Origin of the sequence: Nakamurella multipartita DSM 44233 (assembly GCF_000024365.1) — a bacterium.
In the GTDB taxonomy this organism is placed as follows: domain Bacteria; phylum Actinomycetota; class Actinomycetes; order Mycobacteriales; family Nakamurellaceae; genus Nakamurella; species Nakamurella multipartita.
This window is the reverse complement of sequence record NC_013235.1, coordinates 4,575,197-4,601,311: the sequence shown is the minus strand read 5'-3', so window position 1 is coordinate 4,601,311 and position 26,115 is coordinate 4,575,197. Positions and strand designations below refer to the sequence as shown.

Annotated in this window: 25 protein-coding genes; 22 read left to right on the top strand and 3 right to left on the bottom strand. The window is 72.0% G+C overall.

Annotated elements, in window-relative coordinates:
- Nucleotides 1-112 precede the first annotated feature (112 nt).
- From NAMU_RS20655 to NAMU_RS20620, 7 genes are all read left to right on the top strand, one after another.
- Nucleotides 113-1,726, top strand: a complete 1,614-nt coding sequence (locus NAMU_RS20655; RefSeq protein ID WP_015749278.1) for an amino acid permease — start codon at nt 113-115, stop codon at nt 1,724-1,726.
- Nucleotides 1,727-1,961: 235 nt separating this feature from the next.
- Nucleotides 1,962-2,276, top strand: coding sequence for an integration host factor, actinobacterial type (gene mihF / locus NAMU_RS20650; protein ID WP_015749277.1), 315 nt, complete (start codon nt 1,962-1,964; stop codon nt 2,274-2,276).
- A gap of 38 nt (nt 2,277-2,314) precedes the next feature.
- Nucleotides 2,315-2,899: a guanylate kinase gene (gene gmk, locus NAMU_RS20645; protein WP_015749276.1), complete on the top strand. Its 585-nt coding sequence runs from the start codon at nt 2,315-2,317 to the stop codon at nt 2,897-2,899.
- 62 nt (nt 2,900-2,961) lie between these two features.
- The gene (gene rpoZ / locus NAMU_RS20640) at nt 2,962-3,249 is read left to right on the top strand and encodes a DNA-directed RNA polymerase subunit omega (RefSeq protein WP_015749275.1); all 288 of its coding nucleotides are present in this window, start codon (nt 2,962-2,964) and stop codon (nt 3,247-3,249) included.
- Between the two features lie 29 nt (nt 3,250-3,278).
- Nucleotides 3,279-4,544, top strand: a complete 1,266-nt coding sequence (coaBC, locus tag NAMU_RS20635; protein WP_052308228.1) for a bifunctional phosphopantothenoylcysteine decarboxylase/phosphopantothenate--cysteine ligase CoaBC — start codon at nt 3,279-3,281, stop codon at nt 4,542-4,544.
- A gap of 136 nt (nt 4,545-4,680) precedes the next feature.
- Entirely contained in the window at nt 4,681-5,874 is a 1,194-nt protein-coding gene (gene metK, locus NAMU_RS20630; RefSeq protein WP_015749273.1) for a methionine adenosyltransferase, read from the top strand.
- Between the two features lie 291 nt (nt 5,875-6,165).
- Complete coding sequence (locus NAMU_RS20620) at nt 6,166-8,517, top strand: primosomal protein N' (RefSeq protein WP_169312531.1); 2,352 nt, start codon at nt 6,166-6,168, stop codon at nt 8,515-8,517.
- Between the two features lie 146 nt (nt 8,518-8,663).
- Here the strand turns inward: NAMU_RS20620 and NAMU_RS20615 are convergent, their stop codons facing one another.
- Complete coding sequence (locus NAMU_RS20615; protein ID WP_015749271.1) at nt 8,664-9,293, bottom strand: GNAT family N-acetyltransferase; 630 nt, start codon at nt 9,291-9,293, stop codon at nt 8,664-8,666.
- Between the two features lie 103 nt (nt 9,294-9,396).
- On the opposite strand from NAMU_RS20615, the gene NAMU_RS20610 reads away from it, so the two are divergent.
- The 10 genes from NAMU_RS20610 (at nt 9,397) to NAMU_RS20565 (ending at nt 20,580) form a co-directional block, all read left to right on the top strand.
- Complete coding sequence (locus NAMU_RS20610; protein WP_015749270.1) at nt 9,397-10,320, top strand: methionyl-tRNA formyltransferase; 924 nt, start codon at nt 9,397-9,399, stop codon at nt 10,318-10,320.
- Between the two features lie 36 nt (nt 10,321-10,356).
- Nucleotides 10,357-11,841, top strand: coding sequence for an RsmB/NOP family class I SAM-dependent RNA methyltransferase (locus NAMU_RS20605; protein ID WP_015749269.1), 1,485 nt, complete (start codon nt 10,357-10,359; stop codon nt 11,839-11,841).
- Between the two features lie 685 nt (nt 11,842-12,526).
- Nucleotides 12,527-13,186, top strand: a complete 660-nt coding sequence (rpe, locus tag NAMU_RS20600) for a ribulose-phosphate 3-epimerase (protein ID WP_041371162.1) — start codon at nt 12,527-12,529, stop codon at nt 13,184-13,186.
- A gap of 145 nt (nt 13,187-13,331) precedes the next feature.
- Nucleotides 13,332-14,033: a riboflavin synthase gene (locus NAMU_RS20595; protein WP_015749266.1), complete on the top strand. Its 702-nt coding sequence runs from the start codon at nt 13,332-13,334 to the stop codon at nt 14,031-14,033.
- Complete coding sequence (locus tag NAMU_RS20590; protein WP_015749265.1) at nt 14,030-15,481, top strand: bifunctional 3,4-dihydroxy-2-butanone-4-phosphate synthase/GTP cyclohydrolase II; 1,452 nt, start codon at nt 14,030-14,032, stop codon at nt 15,479-15,481. Before NAMU_RS20595 ends, NAMU_RS20590 begins: the two co-directional genes overlap by 4 nt.
- Nucleotides 15,482-15,521: 40 nt before the next feature.
- On the top strand, nt 15,522-16,037 hold the full coding sequence (gene ribH / locus NAMU_RS20585; RefSeq protein WP_015749264.1) for a 6,7-dimethyl-8-ribityllumazine synthase: 516 nt from the start codon (nt 15,522-15,524) through the stop codon (nt 16,035-16,037).
- Nucleotides 16,034-16,678, top strand: a complete 645-nt coding sequence (locus NAMU_RS20580; RefSeq protein ID WP_015749263.1) for a PH domain-containing protein — start codon at nt 16,034-16,036, stop codon at nt 16,676-16,678. The genes ribH and NAMU_RS20580 overlap by 4 nt, the downstream gene beginning before the upstream one ends.
- A gap of 181 nt (nt 16,679-16,859) precedes the next feature.
- Nucleotides 16,860-17,333, top strand: coding sequence for a (2Fe-2S)-binding protein (locus tag NAMU_RS20575; RefSeq protein ID WP_015749262.1), 474 nt, complete (start codon nt 16,860-16,862; stop codon nt 17,331-17,333).
- Complete coding sequence (locus NAMU_RS20570; RefSeq protein ID WP_015749261.1) at nt 17,330-19,717, top strand: xanthine dehydrogenase family protein molybdopterin-binding subunit; 2,388 nt, start codon at nt 17,330-17,332, stop codon at nt 19,715-19,717. The genes NAMU_RS20575 and NAMU_RS20570 overlap by 4 nt, the downstream gene beginning before the upstream one ends.
- Nucleotides 19,714-20,580, top strand: a complete 867-nt coding sequence (locus tag NAMU_RS20565) for an FAD binding domain-containing protein (RefSeq protein ID WP_015749260.1) — start codon at nt 19,714-19,716, stop codon at nt 20,578-20,580. The genes NAMU_RS20570 and NAMU_RS20565 overlap by 4 nt, the downstream gene beginning before the upstream one ends.
- A gap of 49 nt (nt 20,581-20,629) precedes the next feature.
- Here the strand turns inward: NAMU_RS20565 and NAMU_RS20560 are convergent, their stop codons facing one another.
- On the bottom strand, nt 20,630-20,956 hold the full coding sequence (locus NAMU_RS20560) for a DUF1844 domain-containing protein (protein ID WP_041369222.1): 327 nt from the start codon (nt 20,954-20,956) through the stop codon (nt 20,630-20,632).
- A 248-nt stretch (nt 20,957-21,204) separates the two neighbouring features.
- Here NAMU_RS20560 and infC point away from each other — a divergent pair, with 248 nt between their 5' ends.
- The 4 genes from infC to NAMU_RS20540 all read left to right on the top strand — a co-directional run bounded on the left by infC (nt 21,205) and on the right by NAMU_RS20540 (nt 23,595).
- Nucleotides 21,205-21,801, top strand: coding sequence for a translation initiation factor IF-3 (gene infC / locus NAMU_RS20555; RefSeq protein ID WP_322785878.1), 597 nt, complete (start codon nt 21,205-21,207; stop codon nt 21,799-21,801).
- Nucleotides 21,802-22,007: 206 nt separating this feature from the next.
- The gene (rpmI, locus tag NAMU_RS20550) at nt 22,008-22,202 is read left to right on the top strand and encodes a 50S ribosomal protein L35 (RefSeq protein WP_015749257.1); all 195 of its coding nucleotides are present in this window, start codon (nt 22,008-22,010) and stop codon (nt 22,200-22,202) included.
- Nucleotides 22,203-22,276: 74 nt separating this feature from the next.
- Entirely contained in the window at nt 22,277-22,684 is a 408-nt protein-coding gene (gene rplT, locus NAMU_RS20545) for a 50S ribosomal protein L20 (protein ID WP_015749256.1), read from the top strand.
- Nucleotides 22,685-22,779: 95 nt separating this feature from the next.
- A complete protein-coding gene (locus tag NAMU_RS20540) occupies nt 22,780-23,595 on the top strand; it encodes a TrmH family RNA methyltransferase (protein ID WP_015749255.1) in 816 nt (271 codons plus the stop codon).
- 58 nt (nt 23,596-23,653) lie between these two features.
- On the opposite strand, the gene NAMU_RS20535 is transcribed toward NAMU_RS20540, so the two are convergent.
- Entirely contained in the window at nt 23,654-24,193 is a 540-nt protein-coding gene (locus NAMU_RS20535; protein ID WP_015749254.1) for a type II toxin-antitoxin system PemK/MazF family toxin, read from the bottom strand.
- A gap of 198 nt (nt 24,194-24,391) precedes the next feature.
- On the opposite strand from NAMU_RS20535, the gene NAMU_RS20530 reads away from it, so the two are divergent.
- Nucleotides 24,392-26,107 carry an NAD-dependent malic enzyme gene (locus NAMU_RS20530; protein ID WP_015749253.1) on the top strand — a complete coding sequence of 572 codons (1,716 nt, stop codon included), beginning with the start codon at nt 24,392-24,394 and terminating at the stop codon, nt 26,105-26,107.
- Nucleotides 26,108-26,115 lie beyond the last annotated feature (8 nt).

Genomic DNA, 26,115 nt, shown 5'->3' with positions numbered 1-26,115 from the left:
CCGCCCGCCGGCGACGGGATGTCGGAGCGCGCACACCGAGGGGCGCGGTTACGGTCGGACTGCTGTGCTCCCACCCGCGCACCCCGATCGTCGACCCCTCGGAGGGCGTTCCATGTCCGTCTGGCGCACCAAGTCTGTCGAGCAGTCGATCCGCGACACCGATGAACCCGGGCACAAGCTCAAGCGGAGCCTGAGCGCCTGGGACCTGACCATCTTCGGCGTGGCCGTGGTGATCGGCGCCGGCATCTTCACCCTCACCGCGCGGGTGGCCGCGACCACGGCCGGCCCGGCGGTGTCCCTGTCGTTCGTGATCGCCGCCATCGCCTGCGGCCTGGCCGCCATGTGTTACGCCGAGTTCGCCTCGACGGTGCCGGTGGCCGGGTCGGCCTACACGTTCTCGTACGCCACCCTCGGTGAGCTGGTCGCCTGGATCATCGGCTGGGACCTGGTGCTGGAGCTGGCCCTGGGCGCGTCGGTGGTGGCCAAGGGCTGGTCGCTGTATCTGGGCAACCTGTTCTCCCAGTTCGGCGGCTCGCTGCAGACCACGATCGAGCTCGGCCCGCTGGACTTCGACTGGGGCGCGGTGGTGATCGTTGGTCTGATCACGTTCGTGCTGGTGCAGGGCACCAAGCTCTCGGCCCGGGCCAACATGATCATCACCGCGATCAAGGTGTTCGTGGTGCTGCTGGTGATCGTGGTCGGCTTCTTCTACTTCAACGCCAGCAACCTCTCGCCGTTCGTGCCGCCGAGCCAACCGGCGGCGGAGGGCGGCAAGACCGGGCTGGAGCAGCCGCTGCTGCAGCTGATCCTGGGCGGCGCGCCGTCCTCGTTCGGGTGGTTCGGGGTGCTGGCCGCGGCCTCGCTGGTGTTCTTCGCCTTCATCGGCTTCGACATCGTGGCCACCGCGGCCGAGGAGACTCGCAACCCGCGCAAGGACCTGCCGCGCGGCATCCTGGGCTCGCTGGCCATCGTCACCGTGCTGTACGTGCTGGTCTCGCTGGTGCTGACCGCGATGGTGCCCTACGACCAGCTCGGGCCGCTGCAGCCGGACGGCACCCACGACGGCAACGCCGCGACCCTGGCCACGGCGTTCTCCGCGGTGGGCGTCGACTGGGCGGCCAACGTCATCGCCATCGGCGCGCTGGCCGGGCTGACCACGGTGGTGCTGGTGCTGCTGCTCGGGCAGAGCCGCATCATCTTCGCGATGAGCCGGGACGGCCTGCTGCCGCGCGGAATGGCCACGGTCAGCGAGAAGACCGGAACGCCGGCCCGGATCACCGTCGGGGTCGGCGTGGTCGTCGCCGTCATCGCCGGTTTCTCCGAGATCGGCGTGCTCGAGGAGATGGTCAACGTCGGCACCCTGTTCGCCTTCGTCCTGGTCTCCATCGGCGTGATCGTGCTGCGCCGCACCCGGCCGGACCTGGAGCGCTCGTTCAAGGTGCCGCTCATGCCGGTGCTGCCGATCCTGTCGGTGCTGGCCTGCGTGTGGTTGATGATCAATCTCACCGCGATCACCTGGATCCGGTTCCTGGTCTGGATGGCCCTGGGGGTGGCCGTCTACTACCTCTACGGCAAGAAGCACTCCATGGTGGGGCGCCGGGCCGGGGACGGCCTGGCCCTGACCGAGGAGGAGCTCAAGGCCACCTGGCGGGCCGAGGAGGACTCCGGCTGGGTCGGGCCGGACCGAGGGCGGCGGCGTCGTGAGGAGAACGAACCCGGCAGCTGAGCTGGGCCCCCGGGTGGTCCGGGGGGCCGGGCCGGCGCTGGGTGCGCTCGGCCGGTGGATCGGGCAAGATCATCGGCAACACCCCGGCCGGGTCGGTGTTTGCCGCCCCGCCCCGGCCTGGGTAGGTTCGCAGAGGACTGCTGGACGCGACCGTGTTACCGGGTGGCACGACTGCCGGGGGCCTGGCCCCGCGGCACTGCAGTAGGACAATTCACAGGAAAGAAGTGAGGCCGACGTGGCTCTTCCGCAACTGACCGACGAGCAGCGCGCCGCGGCCCTGGAGAAGGCAGCGGCCGCCCGCCGTGCCCGGGCCGAGCTCAAGGAGCGGCTCAAGCGGGGCGGCACGACGCTCAAGCAGGTGCTCGCGGACGCCGAGACCGACGAGGCGCTGGCCAAGTTGAAGGTCTCCGCGCTGCTGGAGTCCCTGCCCGGGGTGGGCAAGGTGCGGGCCGCCCAGCTGATGGACCAGTTCGACATCGCGGCCAGCCGCCGGGTGCGTGGCCTGGGCGAGCGCCAGCGCCAGGCCCTGCTCAACGAGTTCGGCTACTGACCCCGGCCGAAGGCTCCGGGGGTCGGGCGGACGCGGCCGTGGACCGAGGCCGTCTGTTTGTGTTGTCCGGCCCGTCCGGGGTGGGCAAGAGCACGGTCCTGACGCAGGTGCGCGAGCTGCTGCCTGGGCTGTGGTATTCGGTGTCGGCCACCACCCGGGCCATGCGGCCCGGCGAGGTGGACGGGGTGAACTACCACTTCGTCAGCCAGGACCGGTTTGCCGAGCTCATCGCCACCGGACGGCTGCTGGAACACGCGTTCTTCGCCGGAAATTGGTACGGCACCCCGCGGGACCCGGTCGAGGACCGGCTGGCCGCGGGGGAGGACGTGCTGCTGGAGATCGAGGTGCAGGGCGCCCGCCAGGTGCGGGCCGCCCCGGGCCTGGGCCCGCAGGCCGTGCTGATCTTCCTGGCCCCGCCGTCGGTCGACGAGTTGAACCGCCGGCTCGTCGGTCGCGGCACCGAGGATCCGGAGACCATCGCCGCCCGGTTGGCCGCGGCTCGGGACGAACTGGCCGCCGAACCGGAGTTCGACCACACGGTCGTCAACACGAACGTGCGGAGCGCGGCCGAAGGCTTGGTACAGTTGATGACCGGGTCCCGGCCCGGTTCGCGCGTGCCCTGATTCTGTTGGCCGCGGCGGCAGCGCCGGCGAGCGAGACCATCACGGAAACAGGAGCCCTGCATATGACGACTTCAGCAGAGACCGGTGCGCCCAGCGCCGCGGCGATCGCGGCCGCCGGCATCACCTACCCGCCGATCGACGAGCTGCTCACCCGCACCAGTTCGAAGTACGGGCTGTCCATCTACGCGGCCAAGCGCGCGCGGCAGATCAACGACTACTACGCCCAGCTGGGCGAGGGCCTGCTGGAGTACGTCGGCCCGCTGGTCGAGCCGCTGCCCAAGGAGAAGCCGCTGTCGATCGCGCTGCGCGAGATCAACGCCGGGCTGCTCACCCACACCGAAGGCGAGTGAGCGGACCGGATCCGCTGGTCCACGAATCGGTGACCTCGACGCAGCCGGCCGGTGCTGACCGGCGTCCCCGGGTGGTGGTCGGGGTCGGTGGTGGGATCGCCGCCTACAAGGTCGGCGGCCTGGTCCGGCTGTTCACCGAGCACGGCGCCGACGTCACCGTCGTGCCGACCGCCGCCGCTCTGCGCTTCGTCGGTGCGGCCACCTGGGAGGCCCTGTCCGGGCACCCGGTCTCCACCGACGTCTTCACCGACATCCCGCACGTCAAGCACGTCGCCGCCGGGCAACAGGCCGATCTGGTCGTGATCGCCCCGGCCACCGCCGACCTGCTGGCCCGCGCGGCCACCGGCCGGGCCGACGACCTGCTCACCTCGACCCTGCTGGTCACCCGGGCGCCGGTGCTGATGGCGCCGGCCATGCACACCGAGATGTGGACCCACCCGGCCACCCAGGCCAACGTCGCCACCCTGCGCGCGCGCGGCGTCGTCGTGCTGGATCCGGCCGTCGGCCGGCTGACCGGGGCCGACACCGGCCCGGGCCGGCTGCCCGAGGTCGAGCACATCCACGCCGCCGCCGCGTTGCTGCTGGCCCGGCCGGCCGCGCTGCCGCCGGACCTGGCCGGCCGGCGCGTGGTCATCTCCGCCGGTGGCACCCGGGAGCCGCTGGATCCGGTGCGGTTCCTGGGCAACCGGTCGTCCGGGCGGCAGGGCTACGCCCTGGCCCTGGTCGCCGCCGCCCGCGGGGCCGCCGTCACCCTGGTCTCGGCCAACGTCTCGCTGGCGCCGCCACCCGGCGTGCGGGTGGTCGAGGTGACCGATGCCCGGGCCCTGCAGGCGGCCATGGTCGAGCATGCGGCCGGGGCCGACGCCGTGGTGATGGCCGCCGCCGTCGCCGACTTCCGCCCCGTGCACGCGGGCCCCACCAAGATCAAGAAGCGGGCCGGTCAGGGCCCCCCGGCCATCGAACTGGTGGAGAACCCGGACATCCTGGCCGGGTTGAGCCGGCCCGGCCCGGACCGCCCGCGGGTCGTCGTCGGGTTCGCCGCCGAGACCGGCGACGCCCACGGCACCCCCCTGGACTACGGCCGCGACAAGCTCGCCCGCAAGGGCTGCGACCTGCTGGTGGTCAACCGGGTCGATGACGGCCGCGCCTTCGAGGTAGCCGACAATGCCGGGGTCATCCTGGCCGCCGACGGGTCGGCGCCGGTCGAGATCCCGTTCGGGCCCAAGACCGTGCTGGCCGCCGCCGTCTGCGATGTACTGGCCCCGAGGCTGTCCGGCCCGGAACCTCCGACCTGACCGGACGTCACCTGCACTTCGCGTAGGGTCGCCCACAATGATGGGGCGGCTTGCACCCGTTTTGTCCGCTTCAAGTTCCTTCAGATCAGCCTCTGATTCACGCCAGACCATCACCGCGATATAGGAGCAAACAGCCGTGACCTCCCGCCTGTTCACCTCGGAATCCGTCACCGAGGGGCACCCGGACAAGATCTGTGACGCGATCAGCGACTCCATCCTCGACGAGCTGCTGCGGCAGGACCCGTCCAGCCGGGTGGCCGTCGAGACGATGGTGACCACCGGCCAGGTGCACGTCGCCGGCGAGGTCACCACCAGCGCCTACGCCGACATCCCGGCCATCGTCCGGGACACCGTCCTGGGCATCGGTTACGACTCCTCGGCCAAGGGCTTCGACGGCGCCTCGTGCGGGGTCAACGTGGCCATCGGCGCGCAGTCCCCGGACATCGCGCAAGGCGTGGACACCGCGTACGAGTCCCGGGTGGACGGCACCGTCGACGAGCTGGAGCAGCAGGGCGCCGGCGACCAGGGGCTGATGTTCGGCTACGCCTGCACCGACACCCCCGAGCTGATGCCGCTGCCGATCGCGCTGGCCCACCGGCTCTCCCGCAGCCTGACCGGCGTCCGCAAGTCCGGTGCCGTGCCGTACCTGCGGCCCGACGGCAAGACCCAGGTCACCATCGAGTACGTCGGGGACAAGGCCGTGCGGCTGGACACCGTGGTCGTCTCCACCCAGCACGCGGAGAACATCGACCTGGAGCAGCTGCTGGCCGTCGACGTCCGCGAACAGGTCGTCGAGCCCGAACTGGCCGCCCTGGACATCGATACCCAGGGCTACCGGCTGCTGGTCAACCCGACCGGCCGCTTCGTCATCGGCGGCCCGATGGGCGACGCCGGTCTGACCGGCCGCAAGATCATCGTCGACACCTACGGCGGCATGGCCCGGCACGGCGGCGGCGCGTTCTCCGGCAAGGACCCGTCGAAGGTGGACCGGTCCGCGGCCTACGCGATGCGCTGGGTGGCCAAGAACGTGGTCGCGGCCGGCCTGGCCGACCGGATCGAGGTGCAGGTCGCCTACGCGATCGGCAAGGCCTCGCCGGTGGGGCTGTTCGTCGAGACCTTCGGTACCGAGCAGGTCGACCCGGACAAGATCGCCGAGGCGATCAAGCAGGTCTTCGACCTGCGGCCCGCGGCGATCATCCGCGACCTGGACCTCAAGCGCCCGATCTACGCGCAGACCGCCGCCTACGGCCACTTCGGCCGCACCGACGTCGATCTGCCGTGGGAGAGCACCGACCGGGCGGCCGACCTGAAGTCGGCCCTGGGGATGTAGCTCGGCCCGCCCCGGGCCAACCCCCACCCCCGGTCCCGCGCGGATCATCTTCCCCGGCGCGGATGAAGCTGCACCGAATGTGACTGCTGTGGCCGGTGAGTACGACTTCATCCGCGCGGATGAGGTCGGCCACGCGACGGGCCGCCTCCCCACTCCGGACCGGCCGACCTCACTCCACCGCGGTGTTCCCGACTCCCCGTCGATGTGGAGGAGGGAACACCGGCGCGGAGCGGAGTGGGCGCCAATCGGGCGGGTGGCGGTGGTGTCGGTGCGGCTTGGTATGCATGGGTGGTGACCGCACCTCCCGCCCGCCGCGCTGCGCCGGCCCCCCGGCGTTCGGCCGCGGGTGACCGGCGGCCCAGCGCGGGTGACCGGCGTCCTGCGGCGACCCTGCCGGTGGCCCGGGTGCTGGTCGAGGTGCCGCTGGCCCACCTGGACCGTCCGTTCGACTACCTGGTCGACGAACGCGACGATGCGGATGCCCGACCGGGCGTCCGGGTCAAGGTCCGCTTCGCCGGCCGGCAGGTCGGGGGTTTCCTGCTCGCCCGGGTGGCCGAGTCGGCGCACGCCGGCGAATTGGGCTACCTCGAGCGGGTGGTCTCGCCCGAGCCGGTGCTGACCGCCGAGGTCGCCGACCTGGCTCGCGCGGTGGCCGACCGCTATGCCGGGACCGTCGCCGACGTCCTCCGGCTGGCCGTGCCGCCCCGGCACGCCCGGGTGGAGAAGCAGCCGGCCCCGCCGACCGGCGAGCCGACGCCCGAACCCGGCGGGGAGCCGACGCCCGAACCCGGCGGGGAGCCGACGCCCGAACCCGGCGGGGAGCCGACGCCCGAACCCGGCAGGGAGCCGACGCCCGAACCTGGCGGCGAGCCGGCGCCGGTCCCGGCCCCGTGGGCGCAGGCCTACCCGGCCGGCCCGGCATTCTTCAGGGCGATCCGCGAGGGCCGGCCGGCCCGGGCCAGTTGGCAGGCCCTGCCGGGCGAGGACTGGCCGGTGCGGCTCGCCGAGGCCGCGGCCGCCGCCCTGGCCGCCGGCCGCGGGGCGCTGATGATCGTGCCGGACGCCACCGACCTGGCCCGGCTCGACGCCGCGCTCACCGCGGTGCTGGGCGCCGACCGGCATGTGACGTTGGCCGCCGACCTGGGCCCGGCCGAGCGGTATCGCCGTTTCCTGAGCGTGCTGCGGGGGCAGCAGCGGGTGGTCATCGGCACCCGGGCGGCCGCGTTCGCGCCGGTGGCCGACCTGGGCCTGGTGGCCCTGTTCGACGACGGCGACGACCTGCTGGCCGAGCCGCGGGCGCCCTACCCGCATGTGCGGGAGGTGCTGATGCTGCGGTCGGTGGCCCGGTCCTGCCCGCTGTTGATCGCCGGCTTCGCCCGCACGGCCGAGGCGCAGCTGCTGCTGGACAGCGGCTGGGCCCAGCCCGTCGTCGCCCCGCGGCCGGTGCTGCGTGCGCGGGTGCCCTGGATCCGGGCGGCCGGCAGCGACCATGTGCACGGTGCCGGTTCGGCCGCCGCGCACGCACGCATCCCGCCGGTCGCCTTCGACGCCGCCCGCGCCGCGTTGGCCGCTCGCGCGCCGGTGCTGATCCAGGTGCCGCGGGCCGGATACCTGCCGGGCCTGGCCTGTGCCCGCTGCCGCCGCCCGGCCCGTTGCCGGCGCTGCCGGGGGCCGCTGGTCTCCGTCGGGGGGCCGATCGGGGCGATGGCCGGCGGGCCCGCCGGGGCAACATCCGGTGGGCCGACCGGGGCATCGTCCGGGCCAGGGCCAGGGCCAGGGCCACGGCTGGCCGAGCCGGCATCCGGCCTGCTGCAGTGCCGCTGGTGCGGAGTGAACGAGGGCCACTTCCGGTGCGGGGCGTGCGGCAGCGACCGGATCCGGGCCACCACCGTCGGCGCCCGGCGCACGGCCGACGAGATCGGGCGCGCCTTCGCCGGCGTGCCGATCCTCAACTCCTCGGGCGCGGCCGGACGGCCCACCGTGCCGGACGGTCCGGCGATCGTGGTGGCCACTCCGGGGGCCGAACCGGTCGCGCCGACCGGCTACGGCGCCGCCCTGCTGCTGGACGGCCGGCTGCTGCTGGGCCGGCCGGATCTGCGGGCCGGGGAGGAGACGCTGCGCCGCTGGATGGGCGCGGCCGCCCTGGTCCGCCCCCGCCAGCAGGGCGGTCAGGTGATCGTCGCCGCCGACGCCGAGTTGCCCACCGTGCAGGCGCTGATCCGGTGGGATCCGGCCGGCCACGCGGAGGCCGAGCTGGCCGCCCGCCGGGAGTTGGGGTTCCCGCCCGCGGTGGCGATGGCCTCCATCGACGGTTCGCAGACCGCGATCATGGATGCCCTGGACCGGCTCGCGTTGCCCGCCGACGCCCAGGTGCTCGGTCCGGTCCCGCTGGAGGACGCCGACAGCGCCGACGGTGGCCTCGGGGCCGACGACGCGGCCGAGGCGATCGACGAGTCCGGCGCGCTCCTGCTCGGGCTCGACCCGGCGCTGCCCGAGGGCACCCGGCTGCGGGCGCTGGTCCGGGCGCCGCTGGCCCAGCGCAAGGCGCTCAGTGCGGCCCTGCACGTCGTCGCCGCCGGCCGGTCCGCGCGCAAGCTCGGCGGCGGGCTGCGGATCAAGGTCGACCCAGCCGAATTGATCTGAGCCGATTTGATCTGGGCCGAATTTCAGCTCAGCCGATCCGCCGAATGTGATCCGGGCCAAGTTGATCGGGTCGAGGTGATCGGGGCCGGCGTGATCGGGCCGGGGTGATCGGGGCCGGGTGATCCGCGCGGGCGGCGCCGATCAGGTCAGGGCGCCGCCGCGTCCATCCGGGCCAGCAGGCCGGCCCGCACCGCCGGCCATTCGTCGCGCAGGATCGAGAACACCACGGTGTCCCGGAACGTCCCGTCGGCTCGGGCCTGGTGCCGGCGCAGCACCCCCTCACGGGTTGCGCCGAGCCGGGCGATCGCCGCCTGCGAGCGGGTGTTGCGGATGTCGGTCTGGATCTTGACCCGGCCCAGGCCACAATCCGCGAACGCATGCTGCAACAGGAGCAGTTTGCATTCGGGGTTCACCGCCGTCCCCCAGACCGCCGGGGCGTAGGCCGTCCAGCCCAGGTGGATGCGCTCGTCGGGCAGCGACAGGTCGCCCAACGACGAGGTGCCCAGGATCGTCCCGGCCGCCCCCGCGGGGCCGTCGACGAGCGAGCGCACCACATAGACGGCGACCCGTCGCGGGTCGACCAGCCCGGCCACCCACCCGCGATCGAACGCGGCCCGATCTGCCGGGCGTCCGGCCGGGCCACCGCCGAACCCGGCGGCGTACACGCGCGGATCGTCCAGGGCGGCGAACACCCCGGCCGCATCCGACGCCCGGCCGGCATCCAGCCGCACCACCCGGCCGGCCAGGGTTCGCCCATCGGGTGCGACTGCGGCCATCGTGTCCTCCCGGACTCCCTAGACTTGAGCCGGCCACCCGACCCGGGACGACCGCGACGGGAATCCTCGCGCACCGCGGGCCGACCAGCAGAAGGGCACGCAGCTGCGCATCGTTTTCGCCGGCACCCCGGCCCCGGCCGTCCCGTCGCTGACCGCCCTGCTGGATTCCCGGCACGAGGTCGCCGCCGTCATCACCCGGCCGCCGGCGCCCCGCGGTCGCGGCCGCACGCTCCACCCCTCGCCGATCGGCGCCCTCGCCGAGTCGGCCGGTGTGCCCGTGCTGACCCCGCGCAGCGCGCGCGATCCCGAGTTCGCCGAGCAGCTCGCCGCGATCGAGCCCGAGGCGGCCGCCGTGGTGGCCTACGGCAACCTGTTACCGCCGCCGATCCTGGCCATCCCCGCGCACGGCTGGGTGAACCTGCACTTCAGCCTGCTGCCCGCCTGGCGCGGGGCGTCGCCGGTGCCCGCGGCGATCCGTGCCGGCGACGACATCACCGGCGCGAGCACCTTCCGGCTGGAGGCCGGGATGGACACCGGGCCGGTGTACGGGCTGATCACCGAGCCGATCGGGGACGGCGACACCGCCGGGGACCTGCTGGACCGGCTGGCCACCGCGGGGGCCCGGCTGCTGGTGGCCACCCTGGACGGCCTGGCCGACGGCACCGTCGTGGCCCTGCCGCAGTCCGCCGACGGGGTCAGCTACGCGGGCAAGATCACCGTCGCCGACGCCCGGCTGGACTGGTCGATGCCGGCCACCGCCGTGCACCGCACCATTCGCAGCCTGACCCCCGACCCCGGTGCCTGGACCGACTCGCCCTGGGGGCGGCTGGTCCTCGGCCCGGTCGCGCACACCGACCGCACCGACCTGCCCCCGGGCCGGCTCGAGGCCGGCAAGCGGGACGTGCTGGTCGGTACCGGCACCACCGCGGTCCGGCTGGGCCGGCTGACCGCGCCCGGTCGCAAACCGATGGACGCCGCCGATTGGGCCCGCGGCGCCCGTCCCGAACCCGGCACCCTGCTGGGCTGAGAACCGTGCTGGGATGAGAAACGAGGCTCACCACTGATGACGTCACCCCCACCGCGCCGCGCCGGCGCCGGGCGCCCCTACCGCGGCGGCGCTCGCAAGGGTCCGGCCGGACCGCCGCGGCGGCCGCCGACCCTGCGCCCGCCGATCGACGACCCGGCCCGGCAGGCCGCCCTGGATCTGCTGGCCGCGGTCCGCAGCCGCGGCGCGTACGCCAACCTGGCGTTGCCGCCGATCCTGCGCGACCGGCGGATCGGCGGCCGGGACGCCGCGCTGGCCACCGAGCTGGCCTACGGCAGTTGCCGGGCGCTGGGCCAGCTGGATGCGGTGATCACCGCCTGCGGCGACCGTCCGTTCGCCGAGCTCGATGGGGAGGTGATCGACGCCCTTCGGCTGGGCGCCTACCAGCTGCTGCACACCCGGATCCCGCCGCACGCCGCCGTCTCGTCCACCGTCGAACTGGTGCGGGCGGGCGATCGCGCCGGCGCCGCCGGGTACGTCAATGCGGTGCTGCGCCGGATCGCCGAGGCCGACCTGGACACCTGGGTGCAGCGGCTCGCGCCGCCCGCGGAGCAGGACCGGCTCGGCCATCTGGCCATGGCCACCGCCCACCCGCGGTGGATCGTCAGTGCCCTGGCCGACCGCCTGGCCCCGGACACGGCCACACCCACGGCCAGCAACACAGACACCGACACCGCCACGGACGAGCTGGAGAAGGCCCTGAGGGCCGACGACGTGCCGCCCACGGTGCACCTGGTCGCCCGCCCCGGGCTGATCGGGCGGGACGAGCTGGTCACGGCCTCCGGGGGGACCCCGGCCCAGTACTCGCCGTACGGGGTCTACCTGCACGGCACCGACCCCGGCCGGGTCTCGGCGGTGGCCGACGGCCGGGCGGCGGTGCAGGACGAGGGGTCGCAACTGGTGGCGACGGCGCTGGCCACCGCCACCCTGGACGGACCCGACGAGCGGTGGTTGGACCTGGCCGCCGGACCCGGCGGCAAGGCCGGGCTGCTCGGTGCGTTCGCGGCCGGGCGGGGCGCGCACCTGGACGCCGTGGAGATCGGGCCGCACCGGGCCGATCTGGTCCGCCGCACGACGGCCGGCCTGCCGGTCACCGTGCACACGGCGGACGGCCGGGCCAGCGGGCTGGACGAGGACGCCTACGACCGGGTCCTGCTGGACGCACCGTGCACCGGATTAGGGGCGTTGCGCCGCCGGCCGGAGTCGCGGTGGCGGCGCACCCCGAGCGACGTACCCGAGCTGGTCGAGCTGCAGCAGGAGTTGCTGGCTGCGGCGGCCCGGCATGTCCGGGTCGGTGGGTTGATCGCCTACGTCACCTGCTCACCGCATCTGGCCGAGACGCTCGGCGTCGTCGGGCGGCGGCCCGACCAGCTGGAGCTGTGCGACGCCCGGCCGTTCCTGCCGGGTGTGCCCGCGCTGGGCGACGGACCCACCGTGCAGCTTTGGCCTCATCGGCAGGGCACCGACGGCATGTTCCTGGCCCTGTTGCGCCGGACCGGCTGACCGGCTCCCGGTCGCCACGCCGGCAACGACGAACGGCCGGAACCCGTGGGTTCCGGCCGTCGTGGTCGCACCGGTGCGCAAGGCACCGGCCTGGTCGGCTCAGAGGCCGACGGTCTGCCCGGCCAGCGCGGCGGCGGTGGCCAGGGCCAGCACCACGGCGGCGGTCAGCGCGCTCCACTTGTAGACCTTGGTCAGTTCGTTGGTCGTGCTCATAGAAATTGCTCCTTCCAGCAGCAAACATTCGACATGGTTTGCGGACCGGGATCCCCGGATATGGATCCGAGGGAGCGGCGACTCCGCCGACATTCCTGCGTCTTTGCGGGCCCGCTTGCGATGTGCCCCGTTCGGGCGGCACAGCAACCATTCTGCCCACCGGGAAGCCCTGTCGGGACCAGCCCGGCGTGTGATCAAGTTCGTGTTGATCTTGAGTCAACCGCCGGCGCGTTGCGGCAAAAGCCCTTTTCAGGAGTGCTCATTCGAACACGTGACAAGGGCTCGGTTGGAGGTGTTCGGTCCATTCGCCGGTACGGCGGACCGCGCTCGCTGTGAGCGGGGCCTCACCAGAACGTACTCCGAAAGGGTGACGGGGCCACCCGGTTTGCCCAACGGATGGGAGGGGCCGGGCGGCCTGACGGGGGTTTGGGGGCGGCGGTCGGCCGACCGATAGGCTCCTGCGGTGACCGTCCTGATCGCGCCGAGCATCCTCAACGCCGATTTCGCCCACCTGGCCGACGAGGTGGCCGCCGTGGCCGGCGCCGACTGGCTGCACGTGGACGTCATGGACAACCACTTCGTACCGAACCTGACCCTGGGCCTGCCCGTGGTCCAGTCCCTGGCCAAGGTCACCGACCTGCCGCTGGACTGCCATCTGATGATCGAGGACCCCAACCGCTGGGCGGTCGGGTACGCCGAGGCCGGCGCGCACAACGTGACGGTGCACGCAGAGGCGGTGGCCGACCCGATCGCCATGGCCGCCGACCTGCACGCCGCCGGCGCCCGGGCCGGACTGTCGCTCAAGCCCGGCACCCCGCTGGAGGCCTGGACCGACGTGCTCAAGCACTACGACACCCTGCTGGTGATGACCGTGGAGCCCGGCTTCGGCGGTCAGGCGTTCATGGCCGACATGATGGACAAGGTGCGCACGGCCCGTCGGCTGGTCGACACCGGGCACCTGACGGTCGTGGTGCAGGTCGACGGGGGCATCAGCGCCGACACCATCGAGATCGCCGCCGAGGCCGGGGCCGACTGTTTCGTGGCCGGCTCGGCGGTCTACTCGGCGGCCGATCCCGCGCTGGCCGTCGCCCGGCTGCGGGCGGCGGCCGAGCGGGTCCGCGCGAGCGTCTGAGCCATCGCCGGGCGCCCGGCTCCGGCCGGGGCTTCACCGGGCCCACCCGGGCTCGCCGGGATGGTGGACTATGGACGGGCACGACGAATTGAGCAATGCGCGGCTCGCTGACGTTGACAGCGGACCGCACGCGGAAGGGACACGGATGTTCACCGGCATCGTCGAGGAGCGCGGGCGGATCGTCGCCGTGCACCACGATCCGGCCGATCACGACTCGGCCCGGCTGACCGTGCATGGCCCCAAGGTCACCGCCGACGTCGGACACGGCGACTCCATCGCCGTCTCCGGCGTGTGCCTGACCGTCGTCGGGCGCGCCGGCGACCGCTTCACCGTGGACGTGATGGCCGAGACGCTGCGGCGGTCGACCATCGGCTCGCTGACCGCGGGCGACGAGGTCAACCTGGAGCGGTCGGTCACCCCGACCACCCGGTTGGGCGGCCACATCGTCCAGGGGCACGTGGACGGGGTCGGCACGGTGGTGCGCCGGACCGAGCACCCGGCCTACGACGAGATCCGCATCCGCACCGGCGTCGAGCTGGCCCGTTACCTGGCCGCCAAGGGTTCGGTCGCCGTCGACGGCATCTCGCTGACCGTCATCGACGTGCTCGACCTGCCCGGAGGCCCGGCCGGAGACGCCGGTCCGGCCGTCGAGTTCGGCATCGGGATCATCCCGGAGACCCGCACGGCGACCACCCTCGGCGCGGCCGAGGTGGGCACGGTGGTGAATCTGGAAGTCGACGTGATGGCCAAGTACGCCGAGCGGCTGCTGGCCGCCGGTGGGTTGGCCGGTGCGACCCCGGCGCCGGGAACCGGCGGCGTCCGTCCAGCAACTCGGGAGAACGCATGACCAGCACGGCGCCCGGAGCGCAGAACCAGGACCTGGGCTTCGCCGGGATCCCCGCGGCCGACTTCACCGAGGCGCCCCGGCGGCCCCGGGCCGACCGCGGCCCGGCCGGCGACGCGGCCGTCGACACGGGGTACGCCGGGATCCCGTTCGAGGACGGCACCGCGGCGCCGCCCCGGCCCTGGGACCCGAACCGGCCCAAGACCGAGGCCGGCTTCGACACCATCGATTTCGCCCTGGCCGAGCTGGCCGCCGGCCGCGCGGTCGTCGTTGTCGACGACGAGGACCGGGAGAACGAGGGTGACCTGATCTTCGCCGCCGAGCTGGCCACCCCCGAGCTGATGGCCTTCACGGTGCGCCACTCCTCGGGCGTGGTCTGCGTCGGTCTGACCGGAGACGCCTGCGACCGGCTCGACCTGCCGCCGATGTACCACCGCAACCAGGACCGCAAGTCGACCGCGTTCACCGTCAGCGTCGACGCCAAAGAGGGCGTCACCACCGGCATCTCGGCGGCGGAACGGGCGCACACGGTGCGCCTGCTGGCCGACCCGGCGGCCACCGACGAGGACCTGTCGCGGCCCGGCCACGTCTTCCCGCTGCGCGCCCGCGACGGCGGCGTGCTGGTCCGCCCCGGGCACACCGAGGCCGCCGTCGACCTGGCCGCCCTGGCCGGGCTGCAGCCGGCCGGTGCCCTGTGCGAGATCGTCAACCACGACGGCTCGATGTCCCGGCTGCCCGACCTGCAGGTCTTCGCCCGCCGGCACCGGCTCGCGCTGATCTCCATCGCCGACCTGATCGCCTACAAGCGGGCCCGCGAGGTGCAGATCCGCAAGGTCGCCAGCGCCCGGCTGCCGCTGCCGCAGGGCGTGTTCACGGCCGTCGGCTACATCAGCACGGTCACCGGCCGGGAGCTGATCGCATTGGTGGCCGGCGAGATCGGCGACGGCCGGGACGTGCTGGTGCGCGTGCACTCGGAGTGCCTGACCGGTGATGTGCTCGGATCGCTGCGCTGCGACTGCGGTCCGCAGCTGCAGGCCGCGCTGCAGGCGGTCGCCGACGAGGGGCGCGGCGTGGTGCTCTACATCCGTGGGCACGAGGGCCGGGGGATCGGTCTGCTGGACAAGCTGCGGGCCTACGAGCTGCAGGACGCCGGGGCGGACACGGTCGATGCGAACCTGCAGCTGGGCCTGCCGTCCGACTCGCGCGAGTACGGCACCGGCGCCCAGGTGCTGGCCGATCTGGGCATCACCTCGATGCGGCTGCTGACCAACAACCCGGCCAAGCGGGCCGGGCTGGAGGGCTACGGCCTGTCGATCAACGGCCGGGTGTCGTTGCCGGCCCACGTCAACCCCGAGAACCTGCGGTACCTGACCACCAAGCGGGACCGGATGGGGCACGAGTTGGACGGGCTGGACGGGACGGACATCCTGTACGGCGAGGGACACGCGTGATCGAGCACGACCTGGACATGACGGCGAACGGGAGTAGGGCATGAGCGGCGACGGACGACCGAAACTGGAGATCCCGGACGCCCGTGGGCTGCGGGTCGGCGTGGTGGCGACGTCCTGGCACGGGGACATCACCGACACCCTGCTGGAGCGGGCGGTGTGGCTGGCCACCCAGGCCGGCGCGACCACGCCCACCGTGGTGCGGGTGCCCGGGTGCATCGAGATCCCGGTGGTCGCCCAGGCGTTGGCCACCGGGCACGACGCGGTCTGCGCACTCGGCGTCGTGATCCGTGGCGGCACCCCGCATTTCGAGTACGTCTGCGACTCGGTGACGGCCGGGCTGACCCGGGTCGCGTTGGACTCCGGGGTGCCGGTCGGCAACGGGGTGCTGACCTGCAACACGGTCGAGCAGGCCATCGACCGGGCCGGTGGGCCGGGTGCCAAGGAGGACAAGGGCGCCGAGTCCATGTCCGCCGCGCTGGCCACCGCCCTGGTCCTGCGGCAGCTGCGCGGGGCCGGCGGACGGATGGGCTTCGCCCCGACCGCCGGAGCGCGATGACCGAGCCCGGTGGGGCGTTGCCCGACCCCGATCCGGCACCGGACCGGTCCCGGCCGGTGCTGTTCCAGGTCCGCCCGCGCAAGATCAGCATCCTGGCCGGGATCGCCGCGTTCGTCGTGGTCGCGGTGTCGGTGGTGGCGGGCCTGTTGCTCAAGGATGTGGACGAGGGCGTCTCGTTCCGGGCCTTCGACCAGATCGGCCTGATCGGGGTCGGGCTGGTGCTGGCCGCGGCGATCATGACGGCCGCCCGGCCGCGGTTGCGGGTGACCGAGGACGGGCTGTGGGTGCGCAACGTGCTCGGCGAGCAGTTCTTCGCCTGGGAGCTGGTCATCCGGGTGGCCTATCCGCCGAATGCGCCCTGGGCCCAGCTGCTGCTCCCGGACGACGAGACCCACCCGGTGATGGCCATCCAGGCGCTCGATCGGGCCCGGGCGGTCCGCGCCCTGGAGCAGGTCCGTGCACTGCACGACCGGTTCGCGCCCCCGCAGAGCCGGCCCCGCCCGATGACGATCGAGGTCGACGAGGCCGCCTACGCCCGGCCGCTGGGCCGGCTGGAGAAGATCGATCTGGAGAAGGCGGCCGCGCACCGCCGGGATCTGCGGGCCAAGGCCGAGAAGCAGGCTCGCCGCCAGGGGGGCTGACCCCGCTCTGACCGCCCGTACCGGACCGCTCACTGATCGTCGACGCGTCCGTTGATCGGAATCGGTCCAGAAGCGCAGTGTCCGATTCGACCCGGCGAGGCCCACACTTTCGGCCTACCGTCCGTTGCATCGGCGGTCCCGACCCCGCAACGGGACCGGGAACTGATCGGTGGTCAACTGCATGTCTCGGATCAACGTCAACGTGGACGGGATCGGGCGTAGCGACGAGGTGGAGCCGCGCCTGCTGCTGGTCCACTATCTGCGTGAAAAGCTCGGCCTGGTCGGCACTCCCATCGGTTGCGACACCTCCAACTGCGGGGCCTGCACGGTCCTGCTGGACGGCCGCAGCGTCAAGTCGTGCAGCGTGCTGGCCGTCCAGGCCGACGGCGCCACGATCACCACCATCCAGGGTCTGGCCAACGGCTCCTGGCATCCGGTGCAGACCGCGTTCAAGGAATGTCACGGTCTGCAATGTGGGTACTGCACGCCGGGCATGGTCCTCTCGGCGGTCGACCTGCTCGCCGCGAATCCCGACCCGAGCGACTCGGAGATCCGGGAGGGCTTGGAGGGCAATATCTGTCGCTGTACCGGTTACCAGAACATCGTCAAGTCGGTGCGGCACGCCGCCGATCTGATCCAGGAGGCGGGCAAGTGACCGAACTCGCCGACCGCCCCGTCGCCAGCACCCCCGCCGTCGGTCAGTCCGTCCGGCGCAAGGAGGACGCCCGGCTGCTGACCGGCAACACCAATTGGACCGACAACATCCAGCTGCCCGGCGCCCTGCACATGGTGTTCGTGCGCAGCCCGCACGCCCACGCCAAGATCACCCGGGTCGACCTGTCCGGGGCGCTGGCCATGCCCGGGGTCGTCGCCGCCTATTCGGCCGCCGACCTGGGCGAGGCCAACCCCAAGGTCATCTGCGTCTGGCCGGTCGTCGACGACATCGTCATGCCGGAGTTCCCGGCGCTGGCCATCGACGAGGTCCGCCATGGAGGTGACTGCGTGGCCGTGGTGCTGGCCACCGAGCGGTACCTGGCCGCCGACGCGGCCGAGGCCGTCGAGGTCGACTACGAACCGCTGCCGGCCGTCATCGACATGGAGGCCGCGCTGGCCGACGGCGCCCCGCTGGTGCACGCCGACAAGGGCACCAACAAGTGCTACAGCATGAGCTACCCGTGCGGCGACTACGCCAAAGCGGCCGCCGAGGCCGACGTGGTGGTCAAACGGCGGTTCGTCAACCAGCGGCTCATTCCCTCGGCCATGGAGCCGCGGGCCGTGGTCGCCGCGCCGATGGGCAACGTCGGCGACATCACCGTCTGGTCGGCCACCCAGATCCCGCACGTGTTGCGGCTGCTGCTGGCCCTGACCACCGGGATCCCGGAGAACAAGCTGCGGGTCATCGCCCCCGACGTCGGCGGCGGCTTCGGCGCCAAGCTGCAGATGTACCGCGAGGAACAGCTGTGCACGGTGATCGCCAACAAGCTCGGCCGGCCGGTCAAGTGGACCGAGACCCGCACCGAGAACATGGTGGCCACCCATCACGGTCGTGACCAGATCCAGTACCTGGAGCTGGCCGCCAAGGCCGACGGCACCCTGCTGGGCATGAAGGTCGACCTGATCGCCAACATGGGTGCCTACCTGCAGATCATCACCCCGGGCATCCCGCTGCTCGGCCAGTTCATGTTCAACTCGATCTACAAGATGGACGCCTACGAGTTCGGCTGTACCGGGGTGTTCACCACGACCACTCCGACCGACGCCTACCGGGGCGCCGGCCGGCCCGAGGCCACCTTCGGCATCGAACGGATGATGGACGAGCTGGCCGCTGAACTCGGCCGCGACCCGATGGACCTGCGCCGGCAGAACTGGATCACCCACGAGGAGTTCCCGTTCGACACCATCTCCGGGCTGACTTACGACAGCGGCAACTACGAGGCGGCCACCGACCGGGCGATGGAGCTGTTCGACTACGACGGCCTGCGGGCCGAGCAGCAGCGGCGGCGCGAGTCCGGCGATCCGGTGCAGCTGGGCCTTGGCATCTCCACCTTCACCGAGATGTGCGGCCTGGCCCCGTCGAAGGTGCTCGGCTCGCTCAAGTACGCGGCCGGCGGCTGGGAGCACTGCACGATCCGGGTGCTGCCCACCGGCACCGTCGAACTGGTCACCGGCACCTCGCCGCACGGCCAGGGCCACGCCACCGCCTGGAGCCAGATCGCGGCCGACGCGCTCGGGGTGGCCGTCGACGACATCACGGTGATCTTCAGCGACACCGGGATGGCGCCGTACGGCATGGACACCTACGGGTCCCGGTCGCTCGCGGTCGGTGGCCGCGCCATCCTGGCCGCGGCCGACTCCGTCGTGGCCAAGGCCCGGCTGATCGCCGCGCACATGCTGGAGGTCTCGGCCGACGACCTGGAATTCGTCGACGGCTCGTTCAAGGTCAAGGGCGACCCCGAGCAGGCCAAGACCATCCAGGCCGCGGCCTGGGAGGCGTTCACCGCACACAACCTGCCCGACGGGATCGAGCCGACCCTGTTCGGCGCCTCGACCATCGACCCGGAGGCGTTCTCCTTCCCGCACGGCACCCACCTGTGCGCGATGGAGGTCGACACCGAGACCGGCAAGGCGACCATCCGCAAGTACGTGGCCGTCGACGACGTCGGGGTGCAGGTCAACCCGATGATCGTCGAGGGACAGATCCACGGTGGCCTGGCCCAGGGCATCGCCCAGGCGATGTGGGAGGGTGCCGCCTACGACGAGGACGGCAACCTGGTCACCGCGTCGTTGGCCGACTACCTGCTGCCGACTGCGGTCGACGTGCCCGAGTACGTCACCGACCGGACCGTCACCCCGTCCACGACGCATCCCTTGGGCACCAAGGGGGTGGGGGAGGCCGGCACGATCGCGTCCACCCCGGCCGTGGTCAACGCGGTGATCGACGCCATCCGGCACCTGGGCGTGGCCGATGTGACGATGCCCTGCACCCCGCAGACGGTGTGGCGGGCGCTGCAGGCGGCGACCGAGGGAGGGGCCGAATGATCCCGGCCAGTTTCGACTACGTCCGCCCCGCTTCCGTGGACGAGGCGGTGGCCGCGCTGGCGGAGGCCGGTGACGACGCCAAGGTGATCACCGGTGGGCAGTCGTTGCTGCCCCTGCTGCGGGTGCGGTTGGCCGCCCCGACAGTGCTGGTCGACTGCAGCCGCATCGAGGCGATGCGCGGAGTGTCCGACGAAGGGTCGTCCCTGCTGATCGGGGCGGCCACCACCCACCACGACGTCATGCACGACCCGCTCGTCCGGCGGCATGCCGGGCTGCTGGCCGCCGCGACGGCCACGGTGGCCGACCCGCAGATCCGGCACCGGGGCACCTTCGGCGGGTCACTCGCGCACGCCGACCCGGCCGGGGACCTGCCCTCGGTGGCCCTGGCCCTGGACGCCACCATGGTCGCCGCCGGCCCCGCCGGACGGCGGGAGATCCCGGCCGCGGAGTTCTTCGTCGACTATTTCACCACCGCCCTGGAGTGGGACGAGGTGCTGGTCGCGGTCCGGGTGCCCAAGCTCGACACCGACGCCGGATGGGGCTTCCATTACGAGAAGTTCAACCGGACCGCTCAGTCCTGGGCGATGGTCGGCGTGGCCGCGGCGGTGCAACGATCGAACGGATCCATCGCGCAAGCCCGGATCGGGCTCACCAACATGGGCCCGACCCCGCTGCGAGCCGCGGCCACCGAAGCCGCCCTCGCCGGCGCCACCGCCGCCGCGGACGCCGTGGGCGGGGCCGCCCGGCACGCCGCCGAGGGCACCAGCCCGACCAGTGAGCTGCACGCCCAAGCCGACTACCGCGAACACCTGGCCCGGGTGCTGACCAAGCGGGCGGTGATGGCCGCCGCCGGGATCAGCTGAACCGACCGGCCCGGGGCCGCAGCCCGCCACCCGCGCCGGCGTCGATCGACTACCGCTCGCCCGGGCCCTGGCCGGGTGCGTCGGGCTCGATCGAGTACTCGCGGAAGGCGCCCTGCAGGCCGGCCAGGCCGTCCCGGAACGCGGCGGCGTGCGGGCCCAGGTCCGGGGTGGACGCCTTGATCAGGCCGGCCAACGCGGTGATCAGGATGCGGGCCTCGCCCAGGTCGCGGTGGTCGGGGTGCTCGGGGTCGTCGGCGCCCAGCCCGAGTTGCTCGGCCGCGGCGCTCATCAGCATGACCGCGGCCCGGCTGATCACCTCCACGGCGGGGACGTCGATAAGCTCGCGGGTCGGCACTGGTCGATCAGGTGTACTCACACCGTGTACGCTGTCATGTGCGACCAGCCTCCGTTCACGCGGGGGAAGCAAGTGGAGTCCCCACTCCCACCCGAACTGCCTCCGGCGGTCGGGTACCGGTCCGCCGATCGTCAGGTCGGTGCCGCACGCCTCGATATCGGGGTCGTGCGACGGGTGGCCTCATGTCGTCCGGGATCCGGGGTGAGGGCTCTGCGCGTTTCGCGCCGGGCCCTTTTTTCGTGTGTCACCGCCGACACCGGATGGGACCGGTGGGCGGGGTCGCGGCACGAGGAATCAACCGTCTGCAGGAGGACTCAATCAGCGTCGAGCCACGCATCAACGACAGGATCCGCGTTCCCGAGGTACGTCTCGTCGGGTCGGAGGGGGAGCAGGTCGGCATCGTGCCGATCGGCGAGGCACTGCGCATGGCGCAGGAGGCCGACCTCGACCTGGTCGAGGTTGCCCCGGACGCCCGGCCTCCGGTCTGCAAGCTCATGGACTACGGCAAGTTCAAGTACGAGAGCGCGCAGAAGGCCCGTGAGGCCCGCCGGAACCAGGTCCTGACGGTTATCAAGGAAATGAAGCTTCGGCCGAAGATCGATTCGCACGACTACGAGACCAAGAAGGGTCACGTCGTGCGGTTCCTCAAGGCCGGGGACAAGGTCAAGGTCACGATCATGTTCCGCGGTCGGGAGCAGTCCCGTCCGGAACTCGGGTTCCGTCTGCTGCAGCGGCTGTCCGCCGATGTCGCCGAGCTGGGATTCGTGGAGAGCGCGCCCAAGCAGGACGGGCGCAACATGATCATGGTTCTGGCCCCCCACAAGCAGGTACGACCCCGCCAGGGACAGCCGGCGGCCGCATCCTGAACGCGGCCGGAGGGTAACTCGGTCGAGGTCTGATCGAGCCCGCCCCGTCGGCCCGCGGCCGTCACGATCCGGTACGGGTCGGCTCGGTGCTCCAGTCCGGCCGATCCGGCGGTGGAGCCTGCGCCCAGTAGGACCAGCACGCAATGAAGACGCAGGCGATCCACCCACCGCGGGTCGCCACGACAGTGGAATGTGAGTACTAAGCGATGCCCAAGAACAAGACACACTCCGGCACCAAGAAGCGCATCAAGGTCACCGGCAGCGGCAAGCTGACCCACGCCGGGGCCGGTAAGCGGCACAACCTGGAGAAGAAGTCGACCAAGATGACCCGTCGGATGGACGGCGCCAAGGAAATCGCGCCCGCCGACGCCCCCCGCATCCGCCGCCTGCTCGGCATCTGACCGAGCTCCCGGATCCCGACATTTTCCTCCCGGTCCTCGCCCGACCGGCCCGATAGAGAAAGCCAGGTGCCCCCATGTCCAGAGTGAAGCGGGCAGTCAACGCCCAGAAGAAGCGCCGTGTCGTCCTTGAGCGCGCCAGCGGCTACCGCGGCCAGCGGTCCCGCCTGTACCGCAAGGCCAAGGAACAGACGCTGCATTCGGCGAATTACGCCTACAACGACCGCCGCAAGCGCAAGAACGACTTCCGCAAGCTGTGGATCACCCGCATCAACGCGGCTGCCCGTGCGCACGGCATGACCTACAACCGGTTCATGCAGGGCCTCAAGATCGCCGAGGTCGACGTCGACCGCAAGGTGCTGGCCGAGCTGGCCGTCAACGACATCGCCGCGTTCGCCGGCCTGGTCAAGGTCGCCCACGACGCGCTGGAGTCCTCCGGCGCTGCGGCCGCCGCTCAGGCCCCGACCGCTGCGGACGCAGCCTGAGCACTCAGGACCCGCGCTCCCGACGCCCGGCCGACGCCCAGTCGGCCGGGCGTTCCGGTGTCCGGGACCAGAACGCGGCGCCCGCCGACGAGGCCGTGCTCACCGAGCGGTCCAACCGCATCGTGGCCGCGCACAAGCTGCTGCGTCGCTCGCGGCGGGTCGAGGCCGGCGAGTTCCTGGCCGAGGGTGCCCCCGCGGTCGCCGAGGCCATCGCCCATGCCGCCGAGAACCCGGGGGCGGTCCTCGAGCTGTACCTGACCGCCGCGGCCGGCGCCCGGCACACCGAGTTGGTGCGGCGGGCCTACGCCGCCGGGATCACGGTCACCCAGGTCACCGACCGGGCCGCGGCCTCGCTCAGCGACGCGGTCAGCCCGCAGGGCCTGGTGGTGCGCTGCGCGTTGCCGATGACCTCGGTGGCCGACCTGCTGGCCGGCTCGCCCAAGCTGGTCGCGGTGCTGGTGCAGACCAGCGACCCCGGCAACACCGGCACGGTGATCCGGCTGGCCGACGCGGCCGGCGCCGATGGCGTCATCGTCGCCGGGGAGGCCGCCGACCCGTGGAACGCCAAGGCGATCCGGGCCTCCGCCGGCAGCGTGTTCCACCTGCCGGTGGTGCCCGCGCGGGACCCGGCCGCTCTGATCGGCGAGCTCACCGCCGCCGGGCTCTCGGTGCTGGCCTCCACCGGGCAGGCCGACGTCGAGCTCGGCTCGGCCCAGGCCGAGGGCATCCTCGACCTGCCGACGGCCTGGCTGTTCGGCTCCGAGGCGCACGGCCTGCCGGCCGAAATCATCGGCCGGGCCGACGAGCGGATCCGGATCCCGATCTACGGCCGGGCCGAGTCGCTGAACCTGGCCGCGGCCGCCGCGGTCTGCCTGTACGCGAGCGCCACCGCGCACCGCCGGACGCACTGAGGCGACCGGCCCGGTCGCCCGAACGGGGCACCGGGCCGGGCCCTGGGCCGGGGTGGGTTCAGCGCCAGCCGTAGCGCTGGCGCAGCCGCGCCTCCACGGTTGCGTAGGCCTTGGCCGGCAGCCCGGCGGTCTCCCGTCGCATGCCCGCCGCGTGCACCCGGAACACCCGGTCGATGTTCACCCAGGAGGGGCGGCCGGTCGAGTCCCAGGCGCCCGCGCCGATGGGCACGTAGTCCGCGCCTTGGTGGGCCTTGGACGTCAGCTGCACGGCCAGGAAGGTGCCTTCCGGTTCGGCCGCCACCACCAGCACCGGACGGTCCTTGCCGCGCCCGTCCCGTTCCTCGAACGGCACCCAGGTCCAGACCACCTCACCGGGGTCGGGGGCGCCGTCCCGGGCCGGCGCGTAGGTCATCCGCACCCGGCCGATCCGTTGCGGATCCACCTCGATGGTGGCCGCCGGCCCGCTCTGTCCGGGCGACTGCCCCGGGCCCGGGGGGCTGGCCGGCGTCCGGGGGCCCGGGCTCCGGGTCGGGGCGCTGGTCCGTTTCGGGGCGAGGACGGACCGGAGCGCGTCGGTCAGCCGGGACAGGAACGACATGCCGGCAGAGCCTACCCAGTCCGGCTCGGCGCCCGTGCGCGGCGGGTTTCGTGATGACCACATCCGGACTTTATGAACTTATCCGTGACCCGGGCCGCGCCGGGCGGGATGCTGACGTCGATCACTCCACGATTCATCGCACCCGTTCGAACCCGGGCCGACCCACCTCGGCCCTCCCCCTGATGAGAGGCAATGACAATGGCTGTCGCCCCGTATGAGCTGGTCCATCAACCGCGGGAGGTGGTGGCGCGGGTGCGTGCTCGTGGTCGCCTGGTGTTGTCCTCGCCGACGATTAATCGGGGGACGGCGTTCACGTTGGCGCAGCGGGAGCAGTTGGAGTTGACGGGGTTGTTGCCGACGGGGGTGTCGACGTTGGAGGGTCAGGTTCGGCGGGTGTGGGCGCAGTATTTGCAGCAGCCGTCGGATTTGGCGAAGTGGGTGTATTTGGCGAATTTGCGGGATCGTAACGAGGTGTTGTTCTACCGGTTGTTGTCGGAGCATTTGCCGGAGATGTTGCCGGTGGTGTATACGCCGACGGTGGGGACGGCGATCGAGCGGTTCAGTCATGAGTTCCGGCGTAGTCGGGGTGTGTTTTTGTCGGTGGATCATCCGGATCAGGTGGAGACCGCGTTGCGGAACACTGGTTTGGGTCCGGATGATGTTGATTTGTTGGTCGCGACGGATTCCGAGGGGATTTTGGGGATCGGTGATCAGGGGATCGGTGGTATTGAGATCTCGATCGGGAAGTTGTCGGTGTATACGGCGGCGGCGGGGATTCATCCGCGGCGGGTGTTGCCGGTGGTGTTGGACATGGGTACCGATAATTTGCGGTTGTTGAATGATTCGATGTATTTGGGTGAGCGGCATGCGCGGGTGCGGGATCATCGGTATGACGAGTTGATCGATGCGTATGTGACGGCGTGTAACAAGTTGTTCCCGAACGCGATGTTGCATTGGGAGGATTTCGGGACGGAGAACGCCCGCCGGATTCTGAACAAGTATTCGGGGGTGTGTTGCACGTTCAATGATGATATGCAGGGCACGGCGGCGGTGGTGTTGGCGGCGGTGTTCTCGGCGGTGCGGGCGGCGGGGTCGCGGTTGGCTGATCAGCGGATCGTGATCCATGGGGCGGGTACGGCCGGGTTGGGGATCGCGGACATGTTGCGGGATCAGATGATCCGGGAGGGGTTGTCGCCGGCGGAGGCGACGGGCCGGTTCTATGCGTTGGCCAAGCAGGGGTTGTTGGTTGATGACGATCCGTCGTTGTTGGATTTCCAGGTGCCGTATGCGCGCTCGCGCGCCGAGGTGGCGGGGTGGCCGGCGGGTGCGGGTGGGGTCGGGTTGGCCACGGTGGTGTCGCGGGCGCGGCCGACGATTTTGATCGGGACGTCGACGCAGGCGGGGGCGTTCACGGAGTCGATCGTGCGGGAGATGGCTTCGTTCAATGCGCGGCCGATCATTTTGCCGTTGTCGAATCCGACGAGTAAGGCCGAGGCGTTGCCGCAGGATCTGATCCATTGGACGGACGGGAAGGTGTTGACCGCGACGGGTAGTCCGTTCGAGCCGGTGCATTACAAGGGGGTGGCGTATCAGATTGCGCAGTCGAACAATGCGTTGGTGTTTCCCGGGTTGGGGTTGGGGGTGGCGGTGACGAAGGCGTCGCGGATCAGTGAGGGGATGATCGCGGCGGCGGCGGATGCGGTGGCGGCGATGTCGGATGCGCGCACGCCGGGGGCGAGTTTGTTGCCGCCGATGACGGTGTTGCGGACGGCGTCGGCGGCGGTGGCGATCGCGGTGGCGAAGGCGGCCGATGCCGAGGGGTTGGCGCGGGTGGAGCTGAGTAATCCGGTGCAGCAGGTGTATGACGCGATGTGGCAGCCGGAGTATCCGCGGATCGAGCCGATCGAGGCCTGATTTTCGCT

Bases quoted from the DNA above. Each gene is read 5' to 3' on its own strand.
- NAMU_RS20595 (WP_015749266.1), top strand. From the start codon at position 13,332: ATGTTCACCGGCATCGTCGAGGAGCGCGGGCGGATCGTCGCCGTGCAC.
- rpoZ (WP_015749275.1), top strand. From the start codon at position 2,962: ATGACGACTTCAGCAGAGACCGGTGCGCCCAGCGCCGCGGCGATCGCG.
- NAMU_RS20590 (WP_015749265.1), top strand. From the start codon at position 14,030: ATGACCAGCACGGCGCCCGGAGCGCAGAACCAGGACCTGGGCTTCGCC.
- NAMU_RS20565 (WP_015749260.1), top strand. From the start codon at position 19,714: ATGATCCCGGCCAGTTTCGACTACGTCCGCCCCGCTTCCGTGGACGAG.
- rpmI (WP_015749257.1), top strand. From the start codon at position 22,008: ATGCCCAAGAACAAGACACACTCCGGCACCAAGAAGCGCATCAAGGTC.
- NAMU_RS20530 (WP_015749253.1), top strand. From the start codon at position 24,392: ATGGCTGTCGCCCCGTATGAGCTGGTCCATCAACCGCGGGAGGTGGTG.
- NAMU_RS20605 (WP_015749269.1), top strand. From the start codon at position 10,357: ATGACGTCACCCCCACCGCGCCGCGCCGGCGCCGGGCGCCCCTACCGC.
- NAMU_RS20575 (WP_015749262.1), top strand. From the start codon at position 16,860: ATGTCTCGGATCAACGTCAACGTGGACGGGATCGGGCGTAGCGACGAG.
- NAMU_RS20655 (WP_015749278.1), top strand. From the start codon at position 113: ATGTCCGTCTGGCGCACCAAGTCTGTCGAGCAGTCGATCCGCGACACC.
- ribH (WP_015749264.1), top strand. From the start codon at position 15,522: ATGAGCGGCGACGGACGACCGAAACTGGAGATCCCGGACGCCCGTGGG.
- NAMU_RS20535 (WP_015749254.1), bottom strand. From the start codon at position 24,193: ATGTCGTTCCTGTCCCGGCTGACCGACGCGCTCCGGTCCGTCCTCGCC.
- NAMU_RS20615 (WP_015749271.1), bottom strand. From the start codon at position 9,293: ATGGCCGCAGTCGCACCCGATGGGCGAACCCTGGCCGGCCGGGTGGTG.
- rplT (WP_015749256.1), top strand. From the start codon at position 22,277: ATGTCCAGAGTGAAGCGGGCAGTCAACGCCCAGAAGAAGCGCCGTGTC.
- NAMU_RS20580 (WP_015749263.1), top strand. From the start codon at position 16,034: ATGACCGAGCCCGGTGGGGCGTTGCCCGACCCCGATCCGGCACCGGAC.